Source organism: Marinobacter guineae, assembly GCF_002744735.1.
Taxonomy (GTDB): domain Bacteria; phylum Pseudomonadota; class Gammaproteobacteria; order Pseudomonadales; family Oleiphilaceae; genus Marinobacter; species Marinobacter guineae.
This window is the reverse complement of sequence record NZ_KZ319342.1, coordinates 83,846-104,458: the sequence shown is the minus strand read 5'-3', so window position 1 is coordinate 104,458 and position 20,613 is coordinate 83,846. Positions and strand designations below refer to the sequence as shown.

Genomic DNA, 20,613 nt, shown 5'->3' with positions numbered 1-20,613 from the left:
CTCGCTAACAACCTCGGCAAACGTTCTGGTTATCGTAGGCGCTATGGGGCTTACCTGTGGCTACGCCTATGTGCTCTGCCGGTCTATCTGGGTTCCGGTGATCATTCACTGGGCGGCGGTAACGGTTTGGGTGCTTTTTCTTGGTGGCAGAAATCTTGTGCTGGAGTTGTAACCTTTTGCCCTGTCCCGCGCTACCAGATGCTAGCCTGTTACTGACGGACCCGTTTTTGGAGGCGAGACCCATGCCATACAATAGCAATTCGGAACTACCAGCCAGTGTACGCAACAATTTGCCGGCCCATGCCCAGGAGATTTATCGCAAAGCGTTCAATTCCGCCTGGGATGAATACAGCGATCCCAAAGATCGCCGGGGCCATTCCGGCCGGGAAGAGACCGCTCATAAAGTGGCCTGGGCAGCGGTGAAAGAGGAATATCACAAGGAAGCCGACAAGTGGGTGAAGATTAAATCCTGAGGATAAACAACGACGGTTTTGCGTTCTGAGGGTCTCGTAAAACCGGCGCAGGCCTCATTCAATTTTTCGTAGCGCGCCTTCGATGTCTTTGCTGTTTTCCGGGCGGACTACCCGCGCCATTTCTTTACCCTCCTTCAAAAAAATCAGAGACGGCCAGAGCTTAACGCCGAACGTCCGCCCCAACCTGCGGCCTTTGCCATCCTCGACCTTCACATGCGGAACGTCTGGGTGATTGTCCATCGCCGCTTTGATATCTGCCTGCGCACCCTGGCAGAACCCGCACCAGTTGGTACCGAATTCGATCACCATTGGGCCCGTGGTCTGGTCCAGCTCGTCACGGCTGAGTGTTTCGGGTGTATATTTTCTCGTGTACGACATGGTGTTTCCTTCTGGGGTTATCGGCAATCTTTAAGCGCCCGTGCTCAAATGATATCGTTTAGTGACGGTGGTTCCAGTCATTCAGACTTCGGAGAGTCTCTCTTCCCTGGAGCGGGCGCTGGCACGGCCTTCGGGCTGAAAGGAGTTCACGGTTATGGCTAAGATCATTCTGGAATCCACCCTCACATGCCCACATTGTAGCCACCGGAAAACGGAATCAATGCCCAAGGATAGCTGCCAGTACTTCTACAAGTGTGAATCCTGCGGCCGTTTGCTGAAACCCAAACCGGGTGACTGCTGTGTTTTCTGTTCTTACGGCACCATGCCGTGTCCACCCATTCAGGCAGGATCATGATCCACAATCGCACCCTGACGAGCCCGCGAATTATGGACAAGGTTCGCCGGATGCGACATCAGGCGGCAATCATCACCGTCTGTCTCGCAGTAGCCGGCTGCGGCCGTGCGGTGACCGAGAAAGCCCACTCGCCTCAGGTCGATGACGAGCGGAGTGCCGTTCCTGCGCCAGAGTGGACAGCGGGCATAATCGACCAGCCGCGACCCGATCTGCCCGCTGCGAGTCTTGTCGTTGTCCGTACCGGCACCCATGAAGGCTTCGACCAGGTCGTTTTTGAGTTCGATGAGCGGGTTCCGGGGTATCACACTGAGTACATAGACCAACCCGTTCGCAAGTGCGGCTCCGGCGAGGTTACGGACCTGGCCGGTGATGGCTGGCTGGAGGTCCGGATGTACCCGGTGAATGCGCACACCGAGGAGGGACAGCCGACGGTCGCCGATCGTGAGCGTATGCCAAACCTGCCCGTGCTCTCCGAGCTGGAGCTGACCTGCGACTTCGAGGCGGTGGTGACATGGGTCTTCGGTGTCGAGTCGCCGAATCGCTATCGGGTCCGCGAACTGAGCAGTCCGCCGCGTCTCGTCGTCGAGTTGCGTCATGGCCGGAATCACAGCAACTGAGGCGAGACCGATGCCATCCAACAGCAATTCCGAAGTACCAGCAAGTGTGCGAAACAATTTGCCAGCCAATCACCGTGGGCAGGTTTCCACGTTCCTTTCACAGACGCGCGTGGATATTGGGGTGGCGGATCTTCTGGCTCCGATTCCAGACATAAATCAATCTGTCCTGGTTTCTGTCATACCCTTTCAGCTAAAGGTGGACATGAAATAGTCGATAACACAGTTAGCCGCTTTCTTGAGCCCTGCTGATGTAGCGGCGGAAAGCATGGCCCCTCTGAAAAATAAATATTACAGGGAACTGTTGAATATGAGCTCCTATCAAAACAAGACACTCCGGATCCGTTTTTTAGTATTAACTGTCCTGTTGGCCGCCGTTGTCGTGATTGAGAGCGGCGCAATCATCATGGGCAACATGGCCATTGGGAACCAATCCACCGAGCTCGCTGAAAACAAAATCCCTGTTCTCAACAAAGCCCATGAGTTAAAGCTGTCGGTGGTTCAGGTACAGCAGTGGCTGACCGACATCAGCGCCACGCGCGGTCGTGACGGGTTGAATGACGGTTTTGATCAGGCCGCGAATAACGCCGAAAAATTCAGAATACTGATCGATGATCTCATCCTGCTTGATAGTGAGCATGCGGAGCGTTATCGGGAGATGCTGCCGGTTTTTAATGCCTATTACGACATCGGAAAACAGATGGCCCAGGCCTATGTTGACGAGGGCCCGTCCGGCGGAAACCAGATGATGGCGCAATTTGATGAGGTCGCCGCAAAAATGTCGAAGGAGGTCGATAGTTTTCTTGAAACGGTTGATCAGAACACTGTCGCTGCCCTGTCAAATCAGCAGATGTCGGCCGTATCAACCGGGCGCACTATCGTTATCGGTTCCATCATCGTGCTCCTTGGCGTTGGTTTGGTCTACCTGCTCGTATCACGGGTATTGGCCTGCCTGCCCAAGGTTATGGTCGAGTTGCAGCGGGTGGCAGAAGGCGACCTTACCTCCTCCATCGAGGTGACCCGCCGGGATGAAATCGGTGACCTCATGCGAGGTTTGCAATCCATGCAGCAACGGCTACTTGAGATGATTTCACAGATTAATGGCACAACGACCCAGCTTTCCACAGCAGCGGAAGAGGTATCAACGGTAACAGCACAAACTAGCGCCAATATTCAGCAGCAGCAGTCCGAAACCGACCAGTTGGCAACGGCGATGAACGAAATGAGCGCCACAGTAAGAGAAGTTGCTGAGAGTGTTGGTAATACATCCACGGCTGCAAACGATGCAAATGACGAGGCTGAAAAAGGCCACAGGGTTATGGAGCAGGCGGTACAGGAAATCGGGCAGCTGGCTGTGCAGATTGAAAGAGCCTCGGAAGTCATGACCCAGGTTGAACGCGACAGCGCCAACATAAACACTGTGCTGGATGTGATCAAAAGCATCGCAGAACAGACCAACCTGCTCGCGTTAAATGCGGCAATCGAGGCAGCCCGCGCTGGTGAGCAGGGCCGCGGGTTCGCTGTAGTGGCGGACGAGGTGAGAACTCTGGCTGGTCGCACTCAGGCCTCTACCGCAGAGATCAACCAGATCATAGAAAAGCTTCAGACAGGTTCGCGCAATGCGGCACAGGCAATGAGTCAGAGCCGGGAGCAGGCCAGATCCGTAGTTGATCAGTCTTCTCTCGCGAGCTCTTCGTTGACGACCATTGTGGAATCGGTGTCACAAATCGATCAAATGAGCAGCCAGATCGCAACGGCGGCAGAGGAACAGAGTACGGTGGCCGAAGATATGAATCATAATCTGATCCTGATCAGCGACAAGGGGAAACAGAACGCCTCAGGTGCCAATCAGACGTCCCAGGCAGGCCAGGAACTGGCCCGCATGGCCTCTACGCTGCAAGAGTTGATTGGGCAGTTCCGGGTGAAAGTGTAGGAACGGTCTTTAAATAACCGGGACAGACTTTTTTGTAGAGTCACAACTTTATGTTTCGCGAAAAGCCCGGAAAGTACTTCGGTAACAACCTTGGCCAGAACTTTCTGACCTCCCCTTTGCAGGCACCGTTAAAGGCCTGGGCACTGGTACCAATATTCGCGATCATAGCAGTGTCTGTGGGTTTTGGTGCCGGCTTGTTTCAATTCAGGTGGCTGGATTCTCCCATCACTCCCCTGCTCCCCTTCATATTGTTTGTATTCCCCTCTCTGCTCGAATTTTGGAGGCGAGACCCATGCCATACAATAGCAATTCGGAATTACCAGCCAGTGTACGCAACAATTTGCCGGCCCATGCCCAGGAGATCTATCGCAAGGCGTTCAATTCCGCCTGGGATGAATACAGCGATCCTGAAGATCGCCGTGGCAACTCAGGCCGGGAAGAGACGGCCCACAAGGTTGCGTGGGCAGCGGTAAAACAGGAGTATCACAAGGAGGGTGATAAATGGGTGAAGGATTAAACCGGCGCATTAACCAGCGCTTGCCTCAATTCCTCACCGATGACCTGAGTAAACGCCCGGATTCTTTTCACGCGTTTGAGATCAGGATGGGTGAGAATCCAGAGAGGAATGTCCAGTTCCTCAATAGGGTCGGTCAGGCGGCAGAGCTCAGGATCGGAGTTCCCCAGGTAGTCTGGTAGCACCGCCACTGCGGCACCGGATTGCGCGGCGGTTTGCATGCCCAGCATGGAGTCGACACGGTAATTGCAGAACTCGTTTAACCCCTTCCGGGCCATCCAGGTTTCGAGGGCTCGGTTGCCCATATGATTGTCCGGGCCAATCCACTGGTGCCCCGTTAACGTGTCTAAGGGCACCCGCTCGTGCTGCCAATGATGCCGTTGCCCATAGACGCTCTGCCGGATTACACCAACCCTCCGGCCAACAAGGGTTTCCGGAGGTTTCCCGGTGGGGCGAATGGCGATGTCCGCCTCCCGCTTGCTCAAGCTGTGCACCTGGTTTGAGATAACGACTTCCAGCTTGATATCCGGGTAGTCCGCGCGAAACTTTTCGAACGGTGTGGCCAGCAGGCCCGCAAACAGGGTGTCGGTTGTGGTGACTCTGAGGGTTCCGGAGAGCTTGAGATCCTTTCCTGCAAGCCGGCGTTCAACGCCGGTGATATCCGCTTGAACCCTTCTCGCGACTGCGAAAAGGTCTTCTCCGGCGGCGCTTGGCGTGTATCCCGTGCGCGACCGTTCAAACAGCACTACTCCCAGCTGATTTTCCAGATTGGTGAGCCGACGGAAGACCGTCGCATGACTTATTCCCAGTCGCCTGCCAGCTCCTGAGAGCGTGCCCGTGTCGGCAATGGCCGATACGATCTGCAGATCATCCCATCGGATTTGTTGTTCATTCATGCAAGCTTAGTTCTTAAAGATTGGGAATTTATGTGTGCCTGGGAACAGCTTAGGCTATCGCCAGATGAATGCAAAAGGAGTGATGGGCCATGAATGTGTTGATTGTCTTCGCACACCCGGAGCGCGAGTCGTTCAACGGAGGGCTGGCTGATGTGGCGAAAGAGTCCCTCCAGGCCGCCGGGCACACCGTCGAACTGGATGATCTCTATCGGGAGGGGTTCGATCCGGTTGAACGTGCCGGCCACTATGCCGAGCGGGTTGATGGAAACTATTTCGCACCGTTGACCGAACAGCGTGCCCACTTTGAGCGAGGTTCACTGGCGCCTGAGGTTCAGCGGGAAATCAGTCGCCTGGAATGGGCCGACCTTGTGATTTTCCAGTTTCCGTTGTGGTGGCATGCGCAGCCGGCAATTCTCAAGGGTTGGTTTGAGCGGGTCCTGGTTTACGGCGGGCTCTACTCCGGGAGCCGACGTTACAACCGGGGGCATTTCCAGGACAAGAAAGCCATGTGTTCTGTCACCACTGGGTCTCCAGAACAGGCGTTCATGCCCTTCGGCCGCGCTGGCAATATGGTGGAATGGCTGTGGCCGATGCATTCCTCGCTTTATTACGTGGGGTTTGATGTGCTGGCGCCCCAGGTCAGCTATGGCATTCAGGGTGGTGGTATTCGTTACCAGGATGAGTCTGTGTTCAGGGAGCAGCTGGAACAGAACAAAACCGCGTGGGCGGAACGGCTGCCCGGACTTTTTAGTGAGGCATCCATTCCATTTACTGGCTGGAACGACTGGGACGAGAACGGTGTCCTGAAACAGACTCACCCCATGCGATGGAGGCCCTAGGAAATAAAGCGGTTGGCGCTTTATATTACTGGTACGTTTTGTTGTTTCCTGAGACCTGAAATCTCAGCATAAAGACTTTGAATAGGGCGAAGACAATGAGTCTGAGAGAACACTTTGAGTTAATGGCCGCCTACAATCACTGGATGAACGCAAAGATCTACGAGGCTGCCGGCGGGCTTGATCCTGCCGAGTTGGCCAGAGACCGTGGCGCGTTCTTCGGTTCCATTCTCGGTACGCTCAACCATATCCTTGTTGGCGACACCATCTGGCTCAAACGTTTTGCGAGCCATCCAGCTTTAAGCGACTCTTTAGGTGAAGTAGCGGATCTCCCCGACCCTACCAGCCTGAACCAAATCCTGATTGAAGACTTCGCAGCATTGTCCGAGCAAAGAGCGTGGTTGGACCGGCAGATCATCGACGGGGTTGAAGCGTTATCGGATGATGACTTGAAGGTGGTGCTCCGTTACCACAACACAAAAGGGGTTCCCGCACACCGGCGGTTTTCCAGTTTGCTTCTCCACTTTTTCAATCACCAAACCCACCACCGGGGACAAGTTTCTACGCTACTATCACAGGCGGGCGTAGATATTGGGGTGACGGATCTTTTGGCTCTGATTCCAGACCAGACTCAGGACTAACGAGTGCCCAGTGAGGATGAAAGGCGAATGCCTCTGCGGCGAAGTGGAAGATAACCGGGACGGATTTATTATAACCCGGATTTTTTAACCCGAAGTGAGCTGAAGAGTTTGCAAAAATTGCTGCAATGCCCTGAATGAGTGAGCGGGAGAACGATAATGACAGCCTACGTAATCGGCCAAATCACCGTAAAAGACCCAGACAAATGGGCGGAATACCGGAGTCGGGTTCCAGAAACACTGGAGCCCTGGGGTGCTGAACTTGTGCTTCGAGGCACGCGAGCGAAAGTACTTAGCGGGCAACACCCCCACACGGACACCGTTGTTATTCGCTTCCCGGACCCGGAAACCGTGGATAAATGGCACAACTCCGCCGCATATCAGGATTTGGTTCCTCTGCGTGCCGAAGCAGCAGATGTGGATCTGATCAGTTACGAATCCGAGTCATAGGCATCTTTCCACCGTCAGTGCGATAACGAACAGAGCGGACAAAGCATATAGCTTATTGTGGGTTCAGATGAGGCGACGGAGCTGCCTGGACAGGACGTCACATCATGCGCCGCACGGACGAGGCGTAATCTGAATTGAGGATTGGGGTCATTAATGGCCCCTCTATTGGCAATATGGCTACGGACCCGCAGTGCCCTTTTGCACCGGCCTCGCCCCAAGCGCAGGCCGTTTTTCTCATCAACAACCGGGACAGGTTTAGTACCTGGTATGTGTTATGACTTCCACATTTCCCCGTTCGTTATACACACTCGCCCTGCTGGTTTTTCTCGGATTTGCCGGATTTCTTCTGGCCGGCGCTCAAATCCTGGTGAACAATATCGAGATCACCACCTCAGAAAACAATGTAATTCCTCAGCCTAAACCTGAATTCTCATCACTTCGGGGTGAATACGTCCGGGGCCAGCGTCACCATACGCCTCCTTTATGACCTGTTTGAAACCCACTTGATGATCAAGTCCATTGCCCTGGTGGCACTGCTACTTTGCGTCTGGAAAGAACAAAGAGACCACCATGCACCTACCACTCTGGCTAACCACTACCCTGCTACTCCCGGCCCTTCTGTATCAGGGCTAACGCGCCCGAAGGGTTACGCCTAGGTTGCGATCAAGTCTATTTTTGTAAAAATATGGAGTTGCAGATGAAGTTTCTTGTTTTCCTCGGCACTGTACGCGATAGCACACCTCCAAAGCCGGCTCGCCTCGGTGTTCGAATAGCGCAGGCAGCTCTTTGTTTTCCTACAAGCCGAGTGCGATCGTTACCTATTCAGCAGGCCAGTGGGGTGGAATGCGTGCAGCGGTTGGGATGCGTACGTTTCTTTCAGAGCTGGGCTGTCTGCCGGTTTCTGCGATGATACATGTGCCCAAGGCACAAGAGGTCTTTGCAGAGAATGGATCGGCGCAGGAGGGAGAAGATCAAGCATCCTGGTTTGATTATTTTGGCCGAACGTTTAATCAATTGGTTTGGTGGGCTCAGGCCGCCAGCGAGCATCGAGAAAGAATTGATCCCCACCAGCTGGTAAGAGATTTCAAAACGGATCCGTCCGAGAGAAACGCCCCTTAACGGTTCGCAAGGAGCTTCACCATGCCCAGCCTCATCCGTATTTATGCCCTGGTGTTACTGACACTGACCAGCACCGGCGCGTTCGCAAGCAACCAAACCAACGCACCACTCAACGCCGAAGCGTCGGATCCGAATGCCTTGCAATGGATGACCGGCTTTCCACCACCACCCGACAAGCTCATCACCCAACCACAAAGCAACTACTTCAGCTTCCCGAAACTGCGCTGGACGGTGTGCCACATCCGCGAGCTGCTGCCCACCACCCAGGTGAGCCGGGGAATTGGCGCACCCAACGCCCTGCCCTACGCAACTGATACCGGAATCGACAAGATCACATTCACGCCGATGGGTAGCGATACCCCCATGACCTGGCAAGAATCATTGGCCGCCAACTACACCGACGGGCTGCTGATTCTGCACAACGGCAGGATAGTGTATGAGCACTACAACGGCTGCCTGAACGAAACTGGCAAACACGCCGCCATGTCCATGACCAAGTCCCTCACCGGCTTACTGGCTGAAATTCTGGTGGCCGAGGGCGAACTGGACGGCCAGGCTAAAGTGGCCAGCATCATTCCAGAGCTTGCAAACAGCGCTTTCGGCAGCGCCACCGTGCGCCAGGTGATGGACATGACCACCGCGCTGGATTACAGCGAAAATTACGCCGACCCCAACGCTGATATCTGGCAATACTCGGCCGCCGCCAGCCCACTGCCCAAACCCGCCGATTACAGCGGGCCGGATGGCTACTTCGAGTACCTGCAAACCGTGGAGCAAAACGGCGAACACGGAGTCGCCTTCGGTTATCGCACCATCAATTCCGACGCTCTGGGCTGGATCATCTCGCGCGTAAGCGGCCAGAACGTCGCGCACCTGCTGTCCGAACGCCTGTGGCAACCGACCGGCACGGAGCAAGACGCCTACATGACCGTGGATTCCAAGGGCACCCCCTTCGCCGGCGGCGGCCTGAGTGCCGGTCTGCGAGACCTTGGCCGAGTCGGCCTGGTTATGCTGGACAAAGGCCACTTCAACGGCCGCCAACTATTCTCCGAAGCTGTGGCAGACACCATACAGGCAGGCGGCGACAAGGAGGCCTTCGCCAAAGCCGGCTACACCACCCTCCCCGGCGGCAGCTACCGCAGCATGTGGTGGAACTTCCACAATTCCCATGGGGCCTATGCGGCAAGGGGCGTACACGGCCAAACCATCTACATAGACCCAACCGCCAACATGGTGCTGGTTCGCTTCGCCTCTTACCCAACGGCCAGCAACAGCCAGATAGACCCTACCTCATTGCCGGCTTATCAGGCGGTGGCGGAGTATTTGATGAACAAGGATTGAGATAGACCAGTAAAACCGGGACACCCGGATTTATTGACATCGTGAGCCCCTAGGGATGTCCCGACGTAAAGTAGCTAAATGATGGAAACTGTTACCCTACATACAAACATTCGGAACCCGGAAAAATATGCAACGGTTTTCTAATTGGACGCGGGCTCTGCTGCTATTTGCTCCTCTACTGTGTCACGCAGAAACCAGCGATTGGCAGACGGCAGTAAAGAGCGAAGCAGCGCGTCTTGAGCGCCTGCACACCTTGATTGTTATCCATCAGGGCGTGGAGCGCATCACGCTGGGGCACCTCCTGTCTTTGCAGGCCGGGCTGCAGCGAACGCCTGGTCGCCACTACGGGCCTTGGGTGAATAGCAAAAATTGGGTGAACCACGTTTTGACCCGGCCCTTTGTTGATGAGCCAGGCGGGCGCATGCTCTACTCCACCGTCGCCGGGTTCGCCCTATCTGCACCGCCAATTCCAGTTGATTGAAGACCACATAATTCCGGCCGTTAAAACTCCATTTCCTCAACTATACTCACCTATGGCAAACACCAGGGAGGAAATGAGATGAACAGGATCGCAATTACCCTATTTTCAGCTTTGTTGATCGCACCAGTCGCCGTGTTCGCAGAGAGCAAAATGTCGGATGCCCCGGCAAATGCCGAACTGTACTTCGTTCAGCCATCCGATGGTGCAACGGTTGGGGAAACCTTCAAAGTCGTGTTTGGTCTTCGGAATATGGGCGTCGCGCCAGCGGGCGTCGAGAAAGAGGGTACCGGCCATCACCATTTGTTGATCGATACCGGTGTACCGTCCGATCTGAGCCAGCCGCTTCCGGCCACCGATCAGATCAAGCATTTCGGCGGCGGGCAGACAGAAACAGAGATTACACTGCCACCCGGCAAGCACACCTTGCAGTTGTTGCTCGGCAATTACGCCCATGTGCCGCACAGTCAGCCCGTCGTCTCTGAGCAGATCACGATCACTGTCGAGTAATTGAGCCTGGGGTAAGGCCAGATAGCTGATCATCGGCCAGAGCTTCGTCGCAGAACCGGGCCAAAAACCCGATTTTTATCGCTTCGGTGTCAATTCATCCGGGGCGGGGGTTACTATACGCCTTCAGTTTGACCGGCCCTGGAATCCTTTTAATGATCAAATCCATTGCCCTGGCGGCACTGCTTGTCGTGTTGCTGGTTTTTCTTGGCTTTCAATACTACATCACATCAGTGCCCGACCTTGAGGAGCCCATTTCTGTCGAGGAAACCCGGTTCATTGAACGGGACAATTCTCTTCTGGTGACGCTGAGAGGTAGCGAGGACCGCCGTTTCACCGTCGGCCTGCGCGGAGACATCGCCAACAAGCCGGAAGAAACTGCCCTTTTCTTCATCAGCAACCCGGATCTGGTGCCCTATGTGTATTGGCCCGGTCTTCGCAGCAACGACGAGAAGCGGGTACTCGAACTACTTGAGGACTTGGTGGAAAACTCGACGCAGGATGGGGCGGCATTCCAGATTTATACCGTCCTGAAGAACCGGAACTGACATCCTGATGGGGCTGGCCCCAGGTTTTTGCCCGACCGCGCTAGCCCGAATGCCCTCTTTAAAAGACCGCCAGATTAGGCCCCATCGCCCTCAGCCCGAAGATCTGAACGAGTCACCGTTAATTATCATTTATCCGTCGCAGCCGACTTCCATTACGCCCTTGCCCTGCTGGCTTTTCCGGGTTTCTTGTGGCCGGTCTCGCAATATTCCCCCTTTCTGGACCCAGGTTTAGGCGCCAAGATCTGACCCCCGATGCGTCAGACATCTCACATTAGACATTAGTGGTACCTTGGGTGAATTTTTATTGCTTAATCGCTTGACGTCTGGAAGGTTAGGGTTGTGTGGACACCTGCTCAAAAAACAATCACTGGTGTTCAGCGACCATAAAACAAGAACAATTCAGGGAGAAAGATATGTCTAATTATTATCTGAACCGCCGCAAGTTCCTTCAAGGCAGTGCTGTTCTAGGCGCTGGACTTGTTGCCCCAACGATCTTTTCCAGAGCCGCCAGTGCTTACACGAATGAACCAGGTAAAGGCAGTGTGGTGCTCGGGTTCAACGTTCCTCAATCCGGCCCTTACGCGGATGAGGGTGCCGATGAATTACGCGCCTACAAACTCGCCGTAAAGCATCTCAATGGCGAAGGCGACGGTGGCATGCTGGGCACGTTTTCATCACAAATGCTCAAAGGCACCGGTATTCTCGGCCGCAAAGTCGAATACGTAACGGGCGATACCCAAACCAAATCGGATGCCGCTCGTGCGTCTGCCAGGGCGATGATTGAAAAAGACGGCGCCATCATGATCACCGGGGGGTCTTCTTCCGGGGTAGCAGTTGCTGTGCAGTCGTTATGTCAGGATGCCGGTGTGATCTTTATGGCCGGCCTCACCCACTCCAACGACACCACTGGCAAGGACAAGAAAGCCAACGGCTTTCGGCACTTTTTCAACGCCTATATGTCCGCAGCGGCCCTTGCGCCTGTGCTGTCGGAACACTATGGAAACGACCGCAAAGCCTATCACCTGACGGCGGATTACACCTGGGGCTGGACTCAGGAGCAGTCCATGATTGCCGCGACGGAAGAACTCGGGTGGGAGACAGTGAATGCTGTCCGGACGCCACTGTCCGCGACCGACTTCTCATCCTATATTGCTCCGGTTACCAACTCGGGTGCCGATGTGCTGATCCTGAATCACTACGGTTCTAACATGGTGAACTCACTGACCAACGCGGTTCAGTTCGGTTTGCGCGAGAAGATGGTCAACGGCAAGCAATTTGAAATTGTGGTACCGCTGTATTCCCGTCTCATGGCCCGTGGTGCCGGTGAAAACGTCAAAGGTATTTTCGGTTCCACCAACTGGCACTGGTCTCTGCAGGACGAAGGCTCCAAGGCGTTTGTCGCCTCCTATGGCAAAGAGTATGGCCAGCCCCCGTCACAGGCAGCCCATACCTGTTACGTACAAACTCTGCTCTACGCTGATGCGGCCGAACGGGCAGGTAGCTTTAACCCCTGTGCCATCGCTGAAGCTCTCGAAGGGTTTGAGTTTGACGGACTGGGCAACGGCAAGACCCTGTACCGCGCCGACGACCATCAGTGCTTCAAAGATGTGCTCGTGGTTCGCGGTAAAGCGAACCCAACCTCTGAGTTCGATTTGCTGGAAGTGGTTAATGTGACTTCTGCAGACAAAGTCACTTATGACCCCAATCATCCTATGTTTGCGGGTGGTTCACTCGGTAAGTGTAATCCAGGAGCCTGATCACGGCACTTGGCTACCTCTGATGTGAGGTGCATTGGCCGCCCCGGTTGATGCACCTCCGTCAGTCAGATCTGGATATGCCTGTTGCACTGCAGGCGCCTGTTATCAGACAAGGTAAATACCGATGGATGCCATCCTTCTGCAAATACTGAATGGGCTGGATAAAGGCAGTGCCTATGCCCTGATTGCGCTGGGACTGACCTTGATATTCGGCACCTTGGGTGTGGTGAACTTCGCCCACGGCGCACTTTTCATGATTGGCGCGTTCTGTACCGTCACTTTCAACAACCTACTTTCATTCAAAAGAGTCACACTTTCCGAAACCGAACTGAGCCCCTGGGGCACGCCACTGGAGATTCAGGTCCCCTACGTCGAGCTGTGGTTTGGCGATTTTGGCGCGACGATGATCGACTACTCCGTGTTCTGGTCCATTCTGTTTGCCATTCCAGTGATGTTACTGATTGGCATCGTGATGGAGCGTGGCCTGATCAAGCACTTCTATAAACGGCCTCATGCCGATCAGATACTGGTTACCTTCGGGTTGGCCATTGTGCTGCAGGAAGTGATCAAATCCGTATACGGTGCCAACCCCATCCCCCAGCCTGCGCCAGAAGCGTTTGTAGGCTCCATTGATGTTGGGGCGTTAATCGGTATGGCGGAAAATTCCGTGATCTATCCGATTTGGCGACTGGTTTACTTCCTGTTTGCGGCTGTGGTTATCGGCGGGATTTTCGCCTTCTTGCGCTACACCACCTTTGGCATGGTGGTGCGGGCTGGTATGGCAGACCGGGAAACTGTTGGTTTGCTGGGCATCAACATCGACAAACGGTTTACGGCGATGTTTGGCCTGGCTGCCGTGGTGACTGGTTTGGCAGGCGTGATGTACACCCCGATCCTGTCGCCGAACTATCACATGGGCATGGACTTTCTGGTTCTGTGTTTTGTGGTCGTGGTCGTAGGCGGTATGGGATCTCTGACCGGTGCGGTGGCGGCGGGTTTCCTGCTTGGCATCCTGCAGAGTTTCGCCTCCATGCCGGAGGTGAAGGACTTCCTGTTCGGGTTCTCCATTGATCAGGTCATCATTTACCTGGTGGCAGTCATTATTCTGCTGACTCGTCCCCGTGGACTCATGGGGCGCAAAGGCGTAATGGAGACTTGATGCCATGCTGAAAAAACTACGTACAAGCGATAGGGCTCTGATGGTCCTGTTCACCGTTTTCGTGCTGGCCACGCCGCTGCTCATGGCGCCGCTGGGCGCAGGTTACCCGGATCTGATGCAGCGTTTCGCCATCTACGGCATCTTCGCCATTGGCTTCAACATCCTGTTTGGACTGACCGGTTATCTGTCGTTTGGCCATGCGGCATTTTTGGGCGTCGGCAGCTATTCCGCGCTCTGGATGTTAAAACTGCTCAGCATCAACATTGTGCCTGCCATCCTTTTTTCCGTGGTGGTGTCGGGCCTGTTTGCCTTGTTGATCGGGTTTATCTCGTTGCGGCGGTCCGGGATCTACTTTTCTATCCTGACGCTGGCGTTCGCTCAGATGTCCTACAACCTGGCGTACTCGGTACTGACACCCATCACCAACGGCGAAACCGGGCTGCAACTTGATCTGGAGGATCCCCGCATTCTGGATAATGCCAGTGAAGGTGGCCAGTTGGCCTCACCATCCCTGTTTGGGCTTGAGATGGGGGATACGGCGGTGGTGCCGTTTCTCGGGATGGATTTGCAGTTTAACGTCGGGTTTTATGTCAGCGCGCTGGTTTTGATTGGCATGTTCTACCTGTCGTTGCGCATATTCCGGTCGCCGTTCGGCATGATTCTGCGGGCGGTCAAAAGTAACCAGACCCGGCTCAACTACACAGGCTTCAACTCCCGCCCCTACACACTGACGGCGTTTGTCATCTCCGGAATGTACGCAGGCCTGGCGGGCGCCTTACTGGTCTGCATGGACCCGCTCGCCGGGGCCGAACGCATGCAGTGGACTGCCTCGGGCGAGGTGGTGCTGATGACCATTATGGGGGGCGTCGGGACGTTGATTGGACCGGTGCTTGGGGCCGGCATCATCAAGTATTTTGAGAACATCTTCAGTCGCATCAATGACTCGGTGATCCAGGACTGGTTCTCGGCATTACCTGATGGGGTGGCGGATGTACTTGTTGCCGTGGTCTCACCATTTTTGGGTAGTGGCTGGCACATCTCACTGGGGTTGATCTTCATGCTGGTGGTGATCTTTCTGCCGGGCGGTCTGGTGGAAGGGGCTGGCCGGATCATGAACCTGATTACGCGGTTAACACAGGCCCGCAAAACCGCTTCACACCGGAGTGACGACCGTCCCTCGGATGACGATGTGTCGTCTGAGAAATCGTCGCCCGGTTCCGTCAACACGAGGGAGTCGTAGTCGTGGGGATACTCGAAGTGAAAGGCGTAAACAAGCGGTTTGGCGGTCTTCTGGCGCTGGATGATGTCAATCTGTCGGTTCAGCAAAACACCGTCCACGCCATTATCGGACCCAACGGCGCGGGCAAGTCCACGCTGCTTAACTGCTTTATCGGCAAGCTGGTGCCAGACAGTGGCACGGTCGATTTCAACAATAGCAGCCTTCTGGGTCTGGAACCCTACCAGATTAATCAGGCCGGCATCAGCCGTGTGTTCCAGACACCGGAGGTGTTTTCCGAGTTAAGCATTCTGGAAAATGTGATGATCCCGGCCTTCGCTCATCGCGACGGTGCCTTCCACCTCTCGCCCTTCAAGTCACTGGCGAAGGAAACCACCATACGCGAGCAGGCCGAGAAAATACTGCAGGATGTGGGATTAATTGATGAACGTCATCATACGGCGTCTGCCATGTCCCGTGGCAACAAGCGGAGGCTGGAGATGGCAATGTGCCTGGTCCAGAAGCCCAAATTGCTGCTACTCGATGAGCCCACGGCTGGCATGGCTCGGGCTGACACCAACAACACCATTGATTTGCTGAAAACCATCAATGAGGCCCACGAAATTACGTTCGTAGTGATTGAACATGATATGCACGTAGTGTTCAGCCTGGCTGACCGAATCAGCGTGCTGTCACAGGGGCATGTCATTGTTGAGGACCACCCCTCGAACATCAAGGGCCACCCCAAAGTTCAGGAAGCCTATCTGGGCACCACAGAGACACAATGAGGCCATGGGCATCATGAAAGAAAAAACCAATATGAATGCCACGCATGCATCGTCCGCGCCCGCCTATTTTTCGGTCTGGGATCTGCACGCCAATTATGGTGAAAGTTATATCGTCCAGGGCGTGACGATGAATATCCATGAGGGGGAGATTCTCGCATTGCTCGGGCGTAACGGGGCGGGGAAAACCTCGACCTTGCGTGCCATCGCCCGGGTGGATTCGCCTACGGTTACCCATGGTGAAATCTGGCTGGATCATCAGCCGCTTCACACGATGAAGGCGTATCAGGCGGCCCAGAGCGGGCTGTCGCTGGTTCCCGAAGACCGTCGCATCATTCCGGGCCTGAGCGTTTGGGAAAACCTGAAGCTGGCTCAGTTGGCGCCGTCTCCGGGCTGGTCCATTGATCGTATCTTCGAGCTGTTTCCACGCCTGGGCGAGCGGCGTAACCAGGAGGGCACCACCCTGTCGGGCGGCGAGCAGCAAATGCTGGCCATCGGCCGGGCACTGGCTCGGGACATCAAGCTTTTGCTGCTGGACGAGCCTTACGAAGGGCTGGCGCCCATTATCGTGCAGGAAATCGAGCGCACGTTGAAAGAAATCAAGGCGCTGGGGATCACCACCGTAATCGTCGAGCAAAACGCGATTGCAGCCCTGAAACTGGCGGACCGGGCGGTCATTCTGGAGTCCGGGGAGGTCGTGTTTGACGGCCTGGCAAGTGAGGTTCTGGAGGACGAACAGCTCCGCCAGACCTACCTTTCTATTTGATGTTATCCATCCCGCAGTAAAAGCGCCGGATCAAGCCGCATAGCCCTGAGCGTCGGCAACAGGCCAGCCGGCCAGGGTATTGGCATCCCCGGGTGATATTGCGGATCTGAACCGGTTCAACAGCAAAATTCACAAAGCCCTGACACAATCCGTTCAGCGCGATAATCCCGATTCCGGGGGGCCAGACTATCGCCGAATCCATTATCGCAATGGCCCATAAGCTTGGAATTCAGGTAATTGGGAAAGGCGTGGAAACCGCGGAACAGATAGCCTTGCTTAAGGAGGCCGGTTGCGACTTCGCTCACGGGCATTACTTTTCCACGCCCCTGCCGATGGAGAAATTCAGTGGACTGGCAGGTCAGCTTTTTGAAAATCCAATGAGAGTGAACTGCCCCGGATCGGCTCTCCGGGGTGTTTTATAAAGCATCAGAAGAATGCATGCCCCCGGTTACGAGCAGGAACCGCAGCAAGTACCTTCACCATGTTTGCCCTTCTTGGGAGAGTCGTCCCGGCTCGCCTCGGCATTCGCTTTTGAATCGGCCTCTTGCGCCCGTGTGGACTCGGTTTTTGTGTCGTCTCTCTTAAAGATATTCAGGAATGACAGTGCCATAGAAGTGCCCCTCTTTTTTCGACATTTAAAGATTATCTAAAATACATGTTATTGTGCCGCATCATCCCAGTCAAGCTTTAATGTTCTGTTGTGACTGGCCCCATGCTGTACCAAATTGGACAGACAGCGCGGGGGATACGGTTGCCTGAAACCACTAATCCGGAGAGGACTGGGACCGTCGGAAGTGGAGGACTCGTGCGCTTGTCGGTGCCGGGGGCTCAGAGGGGCGCTTCTGAAAAAGCAGTGCCTGTTGCAGACCGAGCAACGAGTCGTACATCATAGCCTGAATATCCAGTAGTGCCTTCATGGGACTGCCGGCTACCTGGCGCCGGGCTTCGATCACAAACTGGAGGCCCCGCAATCGGCGTTGATTGCACACCGAGCTGCGGCGAATACAGTCCTCAATCAATGCCGCGCGTAATCTCTCAAAGCCTTCCGGGTCACGCTGGGCCAGCTCCCTGAGCTCATCGAACGTGGGCATTGTTTTCGGCTGCGTGTTTTATAATACCGCGGGCCTGCTGAATTTCACTCTCCAACTGGTCCCGTTTGGCGGCAATCGTGTCAAGCCGGTCATTAGTCAGCTTGCCCTCGGACTCTTTCCAGTTAACTTCAATGCTATCCCTATTCATCGTTCTCTCCCTGGCCCTGTCGCCATCGAGTGGAATCCTAGGACGGAAACTCAAAACCGCAGAATTTGGAGTCGTCAATAAATAATGATGTCCAGGAATCAAACGTGGGTCTGTGCGTTAACCAACACAAATAGCGGGTCCCGAAACAGTCCCTCGCGGAGAAGATCCGCTTCAGCACTGGCCGGGCGGCAACAGAATCAGGCGTCGTCCAGCTCGGAGCGGGCCTGCTCCTCACGCACCGCATTCACAGCACAGTCGGCAATGAGCCCCTCACTGGCCGCATGCTCCGCCATCGCCACATTGTCGGCCGCCAGTATCAGGTCACAGCCCGCCTCACGGGTTTCAAGGGCAAGCCTGTCGATAGCCTCCGAGCGCTCCTGCGTGTTGCTGACGTCGCGGATGTAAATACCGAGTATACGGCCGGGGTGTTCCCGCAAAATGCGGTTGTATACCTCAGGGTCTCGTTGTCCGGAATCACCGACCAGAATAAACCGCATGTCAGGGTACATCCCGAGGATATGGCGAATCGCATCGAGCTTATGATCCTTGGCCCTTCGCGGCAGCAGACTGCCACGCTTCATTCCCCACTCCCGCAGGATCAGGATCGGCCCATGTGGGATCCGGTTGCGGCGAAAAACCTCCACCAGCACCTGATAGATGCTCCAGGGGGCCCGGGAAACATAAAACAGGGGGTTTCCTTCGTCATCATCGCGGCCGGCATGGAATGCCTGATACAGGGCCGGCACACCGGGAAAAACCATACGACTCTCGGCACCCTGGGCAAACAGGCGCCACATCATCATGGCGGTGTTGGCGACGCCGGTGTAAACCACAGTATCGTCAATATCGCTGATCACGCCGTAACGGGCGCGGGACAGCGGGGTATAGAACTCGCCAATAGTGGTTGCACGCTCGTCGGCGGGACTGTCCAGCGACAGTTCCATCTCATGCCAGGACACATCCGACGGCATGGTGCCCAGCTCCATATCGACACGGAAGAAGCCGTGCCGGTCTGTGTGAACGACGGTATTGGTGTCCTTGTAACGTATTCGGACGCGGGCTCCGACGATAGGCTTGCGCAGCAGTCTGCGGATCAGGTCGATGATGTCCCGGCGCAGTAGGTCCTCCCGCCATGATGCCCCGAAACCCGGTTGCCGGAAAACCCGCCCCATCAGGAACAACCGGTTGCTGGAGCCGTAACCCCGATAGGCCTGGATAAACAGCCCGCCCCGACCACTGTCGCCCTTTACAGGGGCTGCCAGGATGTGGAGGCCCCGACGAAGAGACCGTGCATAACGGTGCAAACGACTCTGAAACGACATCAAACCCTCTTTCAGCGGGAAGAGAATACTGAACCCACGTTATTCAGTGGTAGGCCAGCCAACCGTGGATCCGCTCGTAGACCTCCGCGCTGTCGAGCAGATCAAAATGATTGACCCCGTAGAACACGCTTTGGTGGGACGCCGGAATCGGCAAGGCCCGTTTTTCATCACCGTGCAGGCCCAGCGCGCTCATGACGGGCACCAGACCGTCCCCGCCAGTATAGACCCCCGCGACGTCAGCCCTGGACTGCGTCGTTGCGGCAATTGCAAAACAATCGGTGCCCGGTGGGAGCATGACAGCTGTCCGGGCGTCATGAGGGTGCTCGGGTTCAAAGGCTTCCCAATCTTCATCAAGAATGTTGCCGTAACGAAGGTCTTTTACGCCAGCACTGCGAATTTTCCCCACCCGCCCGATAGGTGCAACGTATGGGCTGGCGCCGGCAAGGGTATCCACCCGATTTCCGATACGTTCCAGTGGAGAGCCGTGATGTGGTGTGCCGAGAAAAACCAGTTTGCTCAGGCGGTCCGGCCAGGTGTGACCTGCAGCCCTGCCGTAATGGCATGCACTGCGGGAAAGCAGCCCCCCCATACTGTGGCCGAGAATGACCAGCTCATCCACCGGGACCGGCCATTCCTGGACCAGCCGTTCGAGCAGATCGGCGAACTCCCGGCCGTTGGTAGATATGTGCCGGCCGCTGTTGTAGTGCAGATACAATGGGGTATAACCGAGAGATAGGGCCAGCTCGTCTCCGTGATTGTGGTCGCCGCGCTGCCACATCAGATCGTTCATGCACAGGCCGTGGACCATCACCAGAAGGCGGGTTGAGGGCTCGGGAAAGGCGGCTTTCAGTGACTCCCGGTCAGGTTGCAGGGCATGTCCTTCCTTGCGGAAGCACATGGGGATTGCCAGCGGGTTATCAGTGGCGACCAGGTAATCGCCCAGAACTCCATTAAGGGTCGCCAGCGCTCTTTCGCGCTTACGTGACACCCCCTGATATTTCAGTAGGGGCGCGACCTGTTCCAGGCCCGCATCGATACCAACGCCCGCAGCCCGTGAGATTACCCGTACGCTGCGGTACACCAGGCCGGTAATTCCCCGGGTCCGGCCTTCACGGGAAGCGCCGACAATCGGGGCGAGGCCGGAAATGTTGCGATGCATGGCCTCAACCGTGTCCACCACGCCGCTAACCGCCTCCGTAACCAGCTGACTCGTACCCCGCAAATGCGAAGACAAGGCGCGGGCCGATTCCTCGCGATCAACCATGGCCAGATTCATCCCTACAAATAGG

At 55.6% G+C, this 20,613-nt stretch carries 28 protein-coding genes; 21 read left to right on the top strand and 7 right to left on the bottom strand.

Translation table 11 applies throughout. The features are described 5' to 3' along the window. Nucleotides 1–25: 25 nt before the first annotated feature. Entirely contained in the window at nucleotides 26–172 is a 147-nt protein-coding gene (locus CLH62_RS21680) for a hypothetical protein (protein ID WP_407657788.1), read from the top strand. Nucleotides 173–242: 70 nt separating this feature from the next. Next, nucleotides 243–473 (top strand): ChaB family protein, encoded by a 231-nt coding sequence (locus CLH62_RS18105; protein ID WP_099619605.1) that lies wholly within the window; start codon nucleotides 243–245, stop codon nucleotides 471–473. A 54-nt stretch (nucleotides 474–527) separates the two neighbouring features. Here CLH62_RS18105 and CLH62_RS18100 read toward each other — a convergent pair whose 3' ends face one another. After that, nucleotides 528–851, bottom strand: coding sequence for a thioredoxin family protein (locus CLH62_RS18100; RefSeq protein ID WP_099619604.1), 324 nt, complete (start codon nucleotides 849–851; stop codon nucleotides 528–530). A 154-nt stretch (nucleotides 852–1,005) separates the two neighbouring features. On the opposite strand from CLH62_RS18100, the gene CLH62_RS21475 reads away from it, so the two are divergent. From CLH62_RS21475 to chaB, 4 genes are all read left to right on the top strand, one after another. Continuing rightward, nucleotides 1,006–1,206 (top strand): GDCCVxC domain-containing (seleno)protein, encoded by a 201-nt coding sequence (locus tag CLH62_RS21475; RefSeq protein WP_099619603.1) that lies wholly within the window; start codon nucleotides 1,006–1,008, stop codon nucleotides 1,204–1,206. Then, nucleotides 1,203–1,823 (top strand): AMIN-like domain-containing (lipo)protein, encoded by a 621-nt coding sequence (locus CLH62_RS18090; protein ID WP_099619602.1) that lies wholly within the window; start codon nucleotides 1,203–1,205, stop codon nucleotides 1,821–1,823. The genes CLH62_RS21475 and CLH62_RS18090 overlap by 4 nt, the downstream gene beginning before the upstream one ends. Nucleotides 1,824–2,088: 265 nt before the next feature. After that, on the top strand, nucleotides 2,089–3,753 hold the full coding sequence (locus tag CLH62_RS21165) for a methyl-accepting chemotaxis protein (RefSeq protein ID WP_099619600.1): 1,665 nt from the start codon (nucleotides 2,089–2,091) through the stop codon (nucleotides 3,751–3,753). Between the two features lie 292 nt (nucleotides 3,754–4,045). Then, complete coding sequence (gene chaB, locus CLH62_RS18075) at nucleotides 4,046–4,270, top strand: putative cation transport regulator ChaB (protein WP_099619599.1); 225 nt, start codon at nucleotides 4,046–4,048, stop codon at nucleotides 4,268–4,270. Here the strand turns inward: chaB and CLH62_RS18070 are convergent. After that, nucleotides 4,267–5,163, bottom strand: coding sequence for a LysR family transcriptional regulator (locus CLH62_RS18070; RefSeq protein ID WP_099619598.1), 897 nt, complete (start codon nucleotides 5,161–5,163; stop codon nucleotides 4,267–4,269). The genes chaB and CLH62_RS18070 overlap by 4 nt on opposite strands. 89 nt (nucleotides 5,164–5,252) lie before the next feature. Here CLH62_RS18070 and CLH62_RS18065 point away from each other — a divergent pair, with 89 nt between their 5' ends. The 15 genes from CLH62_RS18065 (at nucleotide 5,253) to CLH62_RS18000 (ending at nucleotide 17,185) form a co-directional block, all read left to right on the top strand. Then, the gene (locus CLH62_RS18065) at nucleotides 5,253–6,002 is read left to right on the top strand and encodes an NAD(P)H-dependent oxidoreductase (RefSeq protein ID WP_099619597.1); all 750 of its coding nucleotides are present in this window, start codon (nucleotides 5,253–5,255) and stop codon (nucleotides 6,000–6,002) included. A gap of 95 nt (nucleotides 6,003–6,097) precedes the next feature. Beyond that, on the top strand, nucleotides 6,098–6,640 hold the full coding sequence (locus tag CLH62_RS18060; RefSeq protein WP_099619596.1) for a DinB family protein: 543 nt from the start codon (nucleotides 6,098–6,100) through the stop codon (nucleotides 6,638–6,640). 156 nt (nucleotides 6,641–6,796) lie between these two features. Further along, nucleotides 6,797–7,087: a DUF1330 domain-containing protein gene (locus CLH62_RS18055; RefSeq protein ID WP_211285837.1), complete on the top strand. Its 291-nt coding sequence runs from the start codon at nucleotides 6,797–6,799 to the stop codon at nucleotides 7,085–7,087. A gap of 274 nt (nucleotides 7,088–7,361) precedes the next feature. Beyond that, a complete protein-coding gene (locus CLH62_RS20995; protein ID WP_143752381.1) occupies nucleotides 7,362–7,574 on the top strand; it encodes a hypothetical protein in 213 nt (70 codons plus the stop codon). 299 nt (nucleotides 7,575–7,873) lie between these two features. Beyond that, a complete protein-coding gene (locus CLH62_RS18050; RefSeq protein ID WP_228152902.1) occupies nucleotides 7,874–8,206 on the top strand; it encodes an NADPH-dependent FMN reductase in 333 nt (110 codons plus the stop codon). Between the two features lie 21 nt (nucleotides 8,207–8,227). Then, nucleotides 8,228–9,547: a serine hydrolase domain-containing protein gene (locus tag CLH62_RS18045; RefSeq protein ID WP_099619595.1), complete on the top strand. Its 1,320-nt coding sequence runs from the start codon at nucleotides 8,228–8,230 to the stop codon at nucleotides 9,545–9,547. Nucleotides 9,548–9,674: 127 nt separating this feature from the next. After that, a complete protein-coding gene (locus CLH62_RS18040) occupies nucleotides 9,675–10,028 on the top strand; it encodes a hypothetical protein (RefSeq protein WP_228152901.1) in 354 nt (117 codons plus the stop codon). Nucleotides 10,029–10,106: 78 nt separating this feature from the next. Then, complete coding sequence (locus CLH62_RS18035) at nucleotides 10,107–10,535, top strand: DUF4399 domain-containing protein (protein ID WP_099619594.1); 429 nt, start codon at nucleotides 10,107–10,109, stop codon at nucleotides 10,533–10,535. 152 nt (nucleotides 10,536–10,687) lie between these two features. Then, nucleotides 10,688–11,080 (top strand): hypothetical protein, encoded by a 393-nt coding sequence (locus CLH62_RS18030; protein WP_099619593.1) that lies wholly within the window; start codon nucleotides 10,688–10,690, stop codon nucleotides 11,078–11,080. A 413-nt stretch (nucleotides 11,081–11,493) separates the two neighbouring features. Continuing rightward, nucleotides 11,494–12,837: a substrate-binding protein gene (locus tag CLH62_RS18025; RefSeq protein ID WP_099619592.1), complete on the top strand. Its 1,344-nt coding sequence runs from the start codon at nucleotides 11,494–11,496 to the stop codon at nucleotides 12,835–12,837. Between the two features lie 124 nt (nucleotides 12,838–12,961). Next, complete coding sequence (locus CLH62_RS18020; protein ID WP_099619591.1) at nucleotides 12,962–13,996, top strand: branched-chain amino acid ABC transporter permease; 1,035 nt, start codon at nucleotides 12,962–12,964, stop codon at nucleotides 13,994–13,996. Between the two features lie 4 nt (nucleotides 13,997–14,000). Beyond that, entirely contained in the window at nucleotides 14,001–15,236 is a 1,236-nt protein-coding gene (locus CLH62_RS18015; protein WP_099619590.1) for a branched-chain amino acid ABC transporter permease, read from the top strand. A gap of 2 nt (nucleotides 15,237–15,238) precedes the next feature. Continuing rightward, on the top strand, nucleotides 15,239–16,000 hold the full coding sequence (locus CLH62_RS18010) for an ABC transporter ATP-binding protein (RefSeq protein WP_099619589.1): 762 nt from the start codon (nucleotides 15,239–15,241) through the stop codon (nucleotides 15,998–16,000). Between the two features lie 13 nt (nucleotides 16,001–16,013). Further along, nucleotides 16,014–16,763: an ABC transporter ATP-binding protein gene (locus tag CLH62_RS18005; RefSeq protein ID WP_099619724.1), complete on the top strand. Its 750-nt coding sequence runs from the start codon at nucleotides 16,014–16,016 to the stop codon at nucleotides 16,761–16,763. 161 nt (nucleotides 16,764–16,924) lie between these two features. Continuing rightward, nucleotides 16,925–17,185: an EAL domain-containing protein gene (locus tag CLH62_RS18000; protein ID WP_322868741.1), complete on the top strand. Its 261-nt coding sequence runs from the start codon at nucleotides 16,925–16,927 to the stop codon at nucleotides 17,183–17,185. A 26-nt stretch (nucleotides 17,186–17,211) separates the two neighbouring features. Here CLH62_RS18000 and CLH62_RS21675 read toward each other — a convergent pair whose 3' ends face one another. The 5 genes from CLH62_RS21675 to CLH62_RS17975 all read right to left on the bottom strand — a co-directional run bounded on the left by CLH62_RS21675 (nucleotide 17,212) and on the right by CLH62_RS17975 (nucleotide 20,588). Next, nucleotides 17,212–17,373, bottom strand: coding sequence for a CCGSCS motif protein (locus CLH62_RS21675; RefSeq protein WP_099619587.1), 162 nt, complete (start codon nucleotides 17,371–17,373; stop codon nucleotides 17,212–17,214). 154 nt (nucleotides 17,374–17,527) lie between these two features. Next, nucleotides 17,528–17,854: a DUF3135 domain-containing protein gene (locus tag CLH62_RS17990; RefSeq protein WP_099619586.1), complete on the bottom strand. Its 327-nt coding sequence runs from the start codon at nucleotides 17,852–17,854 to the stop codon at nucleotides 17,528–17,530. Then, complete coding sequence (locus tag CLH62_RS17985) at nucleotides 17,838–18,002, bottom strand: CsbD family protein (protein ID WP_099619585.1); 165 nt, start codon at nucleotides 18,000–18,002, stop codon at nucleotides 17,838–17,840. The genes CLH62_RS17990 and CLH62_RS17985 overlap by 17 nt, the downstream gene beginning before the upstream one ends. Before the next feature lie 197 nt (nucleotides 18,003–18,199). Further along, nucleotides 18,200–19,324, bottom strand: a complete 1,125-nt coding sequence (locus tag CLH62_RS17980; RefSeq protein WP_099619584.1) for an App1 family protein — start codon at nucleotides 19,322–19,324, stop codon at nucleotides 18,200–18,202. 43 nt (nucleotides 19,325–19,367) lie between these two features. Continuing rightward, a complete protein-coding gene (locus tag CLH62_RS17975) occupies nucleotides 19,368–20,588 on the bottom strand; it encodes a lipase family alpha/beta hydrolase (protein WP_099619723.1) in 1,221 nt (406 codons plus the stop codon). Between the last annotated feature and the right edge of the window lie 25 nt (nucleotides 20,589–20,613).

What these genes read in the sequence shown, in the direction of transcription:
- CLH62_RS18105 (WP_099619605.1), top strand. Translation starts at nt 243, where the DNA reads ATGCCATACAATAGCAATTCGGAACTACCAGCCAGTGTACGCAACAAT.
- CLH62_RS21675 (WP_099619587.1), bottom strand. Translation starts at nt 17,373, where the DNA reads ATGGCACTGTCATTCCTGAATATCTTTAAGAGAGACGACACAAAAACC.
- CLH62_RS18020 (WP_099619591.1), top strand. Translation starts at nt 12,962, where the DNA reads ATGGATGCCATCCTTCTGCAAATACTGAATGGGCTGGATAAAGGCAGT.
- CLH62_RS17985 (WP_099619585.1), bottom strand. Translation starts at nt 18,002, where the DNA reads ATGAATAGGGATAGCATTGAAGTTAACTGGAAAGAGTCCGAGGGCAAG.
- CLH62_RS18035 (WP_099619594.1), top strand. Translation starts at nt 10,107, where the DNA reads ATGAACAGGATCGCAATTACCCTATTTTCAGCTTTGTTGATCGCACCA.
- CLH62_RS18065 (WP_099619597.1), top strand. Translation starts at nt 5,253, where the DNA reads ATGAATGTGTTGATTGTCTTCGCACACCCGGAGCGCGAGTCGTTCAAC.
- CLH62_RS18015 (WP_099619590.1), top strand. Translation starts at nt 14,001, where the DNA reads ATGCTGAAAAAACTACGTACAAGCGATAGGGCTCTGATGGTCCTGTTC.
- CLH62_RS18045 (WP_099619595.1), top strand. Translation starts at nt 8,228, where the DNA reads ATGCCCAGCCTCATCCGTATTTATGCCCTGGTGTTACTGACACTGACC.
- CLH62_RS18025 (WP_099619592.1), top strand. Translation starts at nt 11,494, where the DNA reads ATGTCTAATTATTATCTGAACCGCCGCAAGTTCCTTCAAGGCAGTGCT.
- CLH62_RS18030 (WP_099619593.1), top strand. Translation starts at nt 10,688, where the DNA reads ATGATCAAATCCATTGCCCTGGCGGCACTGCTTGTCGTGTTGCTGGTT.
- CLH62_RS20995 (WP_143752381.1), top strand. Translation starts at nt 7,362, where the DNA reads ATGACTTCCACATTTCCCCGTTCGTTATACACACTCGCCCTGCTGGTT.
- CLH62_RS18055 (WP_211285837.1), top strand. Translation starts at nt 6,797, where the DNA reads ATGACAGCCTACGTAATCGGCCAAATCACCGTAAAAGACCCAGACAAA.
- CLH62_RS21165 (WP_099619600.1), top strand. Translation starts at nt 2,089, where the DNA reads ATGGCCCCTCTGAAAAATAAATATTACAGGGAACTGTTGAATATGAGC.
- CLH62_RS18005 (WP_099619724.1), top strand. Translation starts at nt 16,014, where the DNA reads ATGAAAGAAAAAACCAATATGAATGCCACGCATGCATCGTCCGCGCCC.
- CLH62_RS18040 (WP_228152901.1), top strand. Translation starts at nt 9,675, where the DNA reads ATGCAACGGTTTTCTAATTGGACGCGGGCTCTGCTGCTATTTGCTCCT.
- chaB (WP_099619599.1), top strand. Translation starts at nt 4,046, where the DNA reads ATGCCATACAATAGCAATTCGGAATTACCAGCCAGTGTACGCAACAAT.
- CLH62_RS17980 (WP_099619584.1), bottom strand. Translation starts at nt 19,324, where the DNA reads ATGTCGTTTCAGAGTCGTTTGCACCGTTATGCACGGTCTCTTCGTCGG.
- CLH62_RS17975 (WP_099619723.1), bottom strand. Translation starts at nt 20,588, where the DNA reads ATGGTTGATCGCGAGGAATCGGCCCGCGCCTTGTCTTCGCATTTGCGG.
- CLH62_RS17990 (WP_099619586.1), bottom strand. Translation starts at nt 17,854, where the DNA reads ATGCCCACGTTCGATGAGCTCAGGGAGCTGGCCCAGCGTGACCCGGAA.
- CLH62_RS18060 (WP_099619596.1), top strand. Translation starts at nt 6,098, where the DNA reads ATGAGTCTGAGAGAACACTTTGAGTTAATGGCCGCCTACAATCACTGG.
- CLH62_RS18100 (WP_099619604.1), bottom strand. Translation starts at nt 851, where the DNA reads ATGTCGTACACGAGAAAATATACACCCGAAACACTCAGCCGTGACGAG.
- CLH62_RS21475 (WP_099619603.1), top strand. Translation starts at nt 1,006, where the DNA reads ATGGCTAAGATCATTCTGGAATCCACCCTCACATGCCCACATTGTAGC.
- CLH62_RS18090 (WP_099619602.1), top strand. Translation starts at nt 1,203, where the DNA reads ATGATCCACAATCGCACCCTGACGAGCCCGCGAATTATGGACAAGGTT.
- CLH62_RS18070 (WP_099619598.1), bottom strand. Translation starts at nt 5,163, where the DNA reads ATGAATGAACAACAAATCCGATGGGATGATCTGCAGATCGTATCGGCC.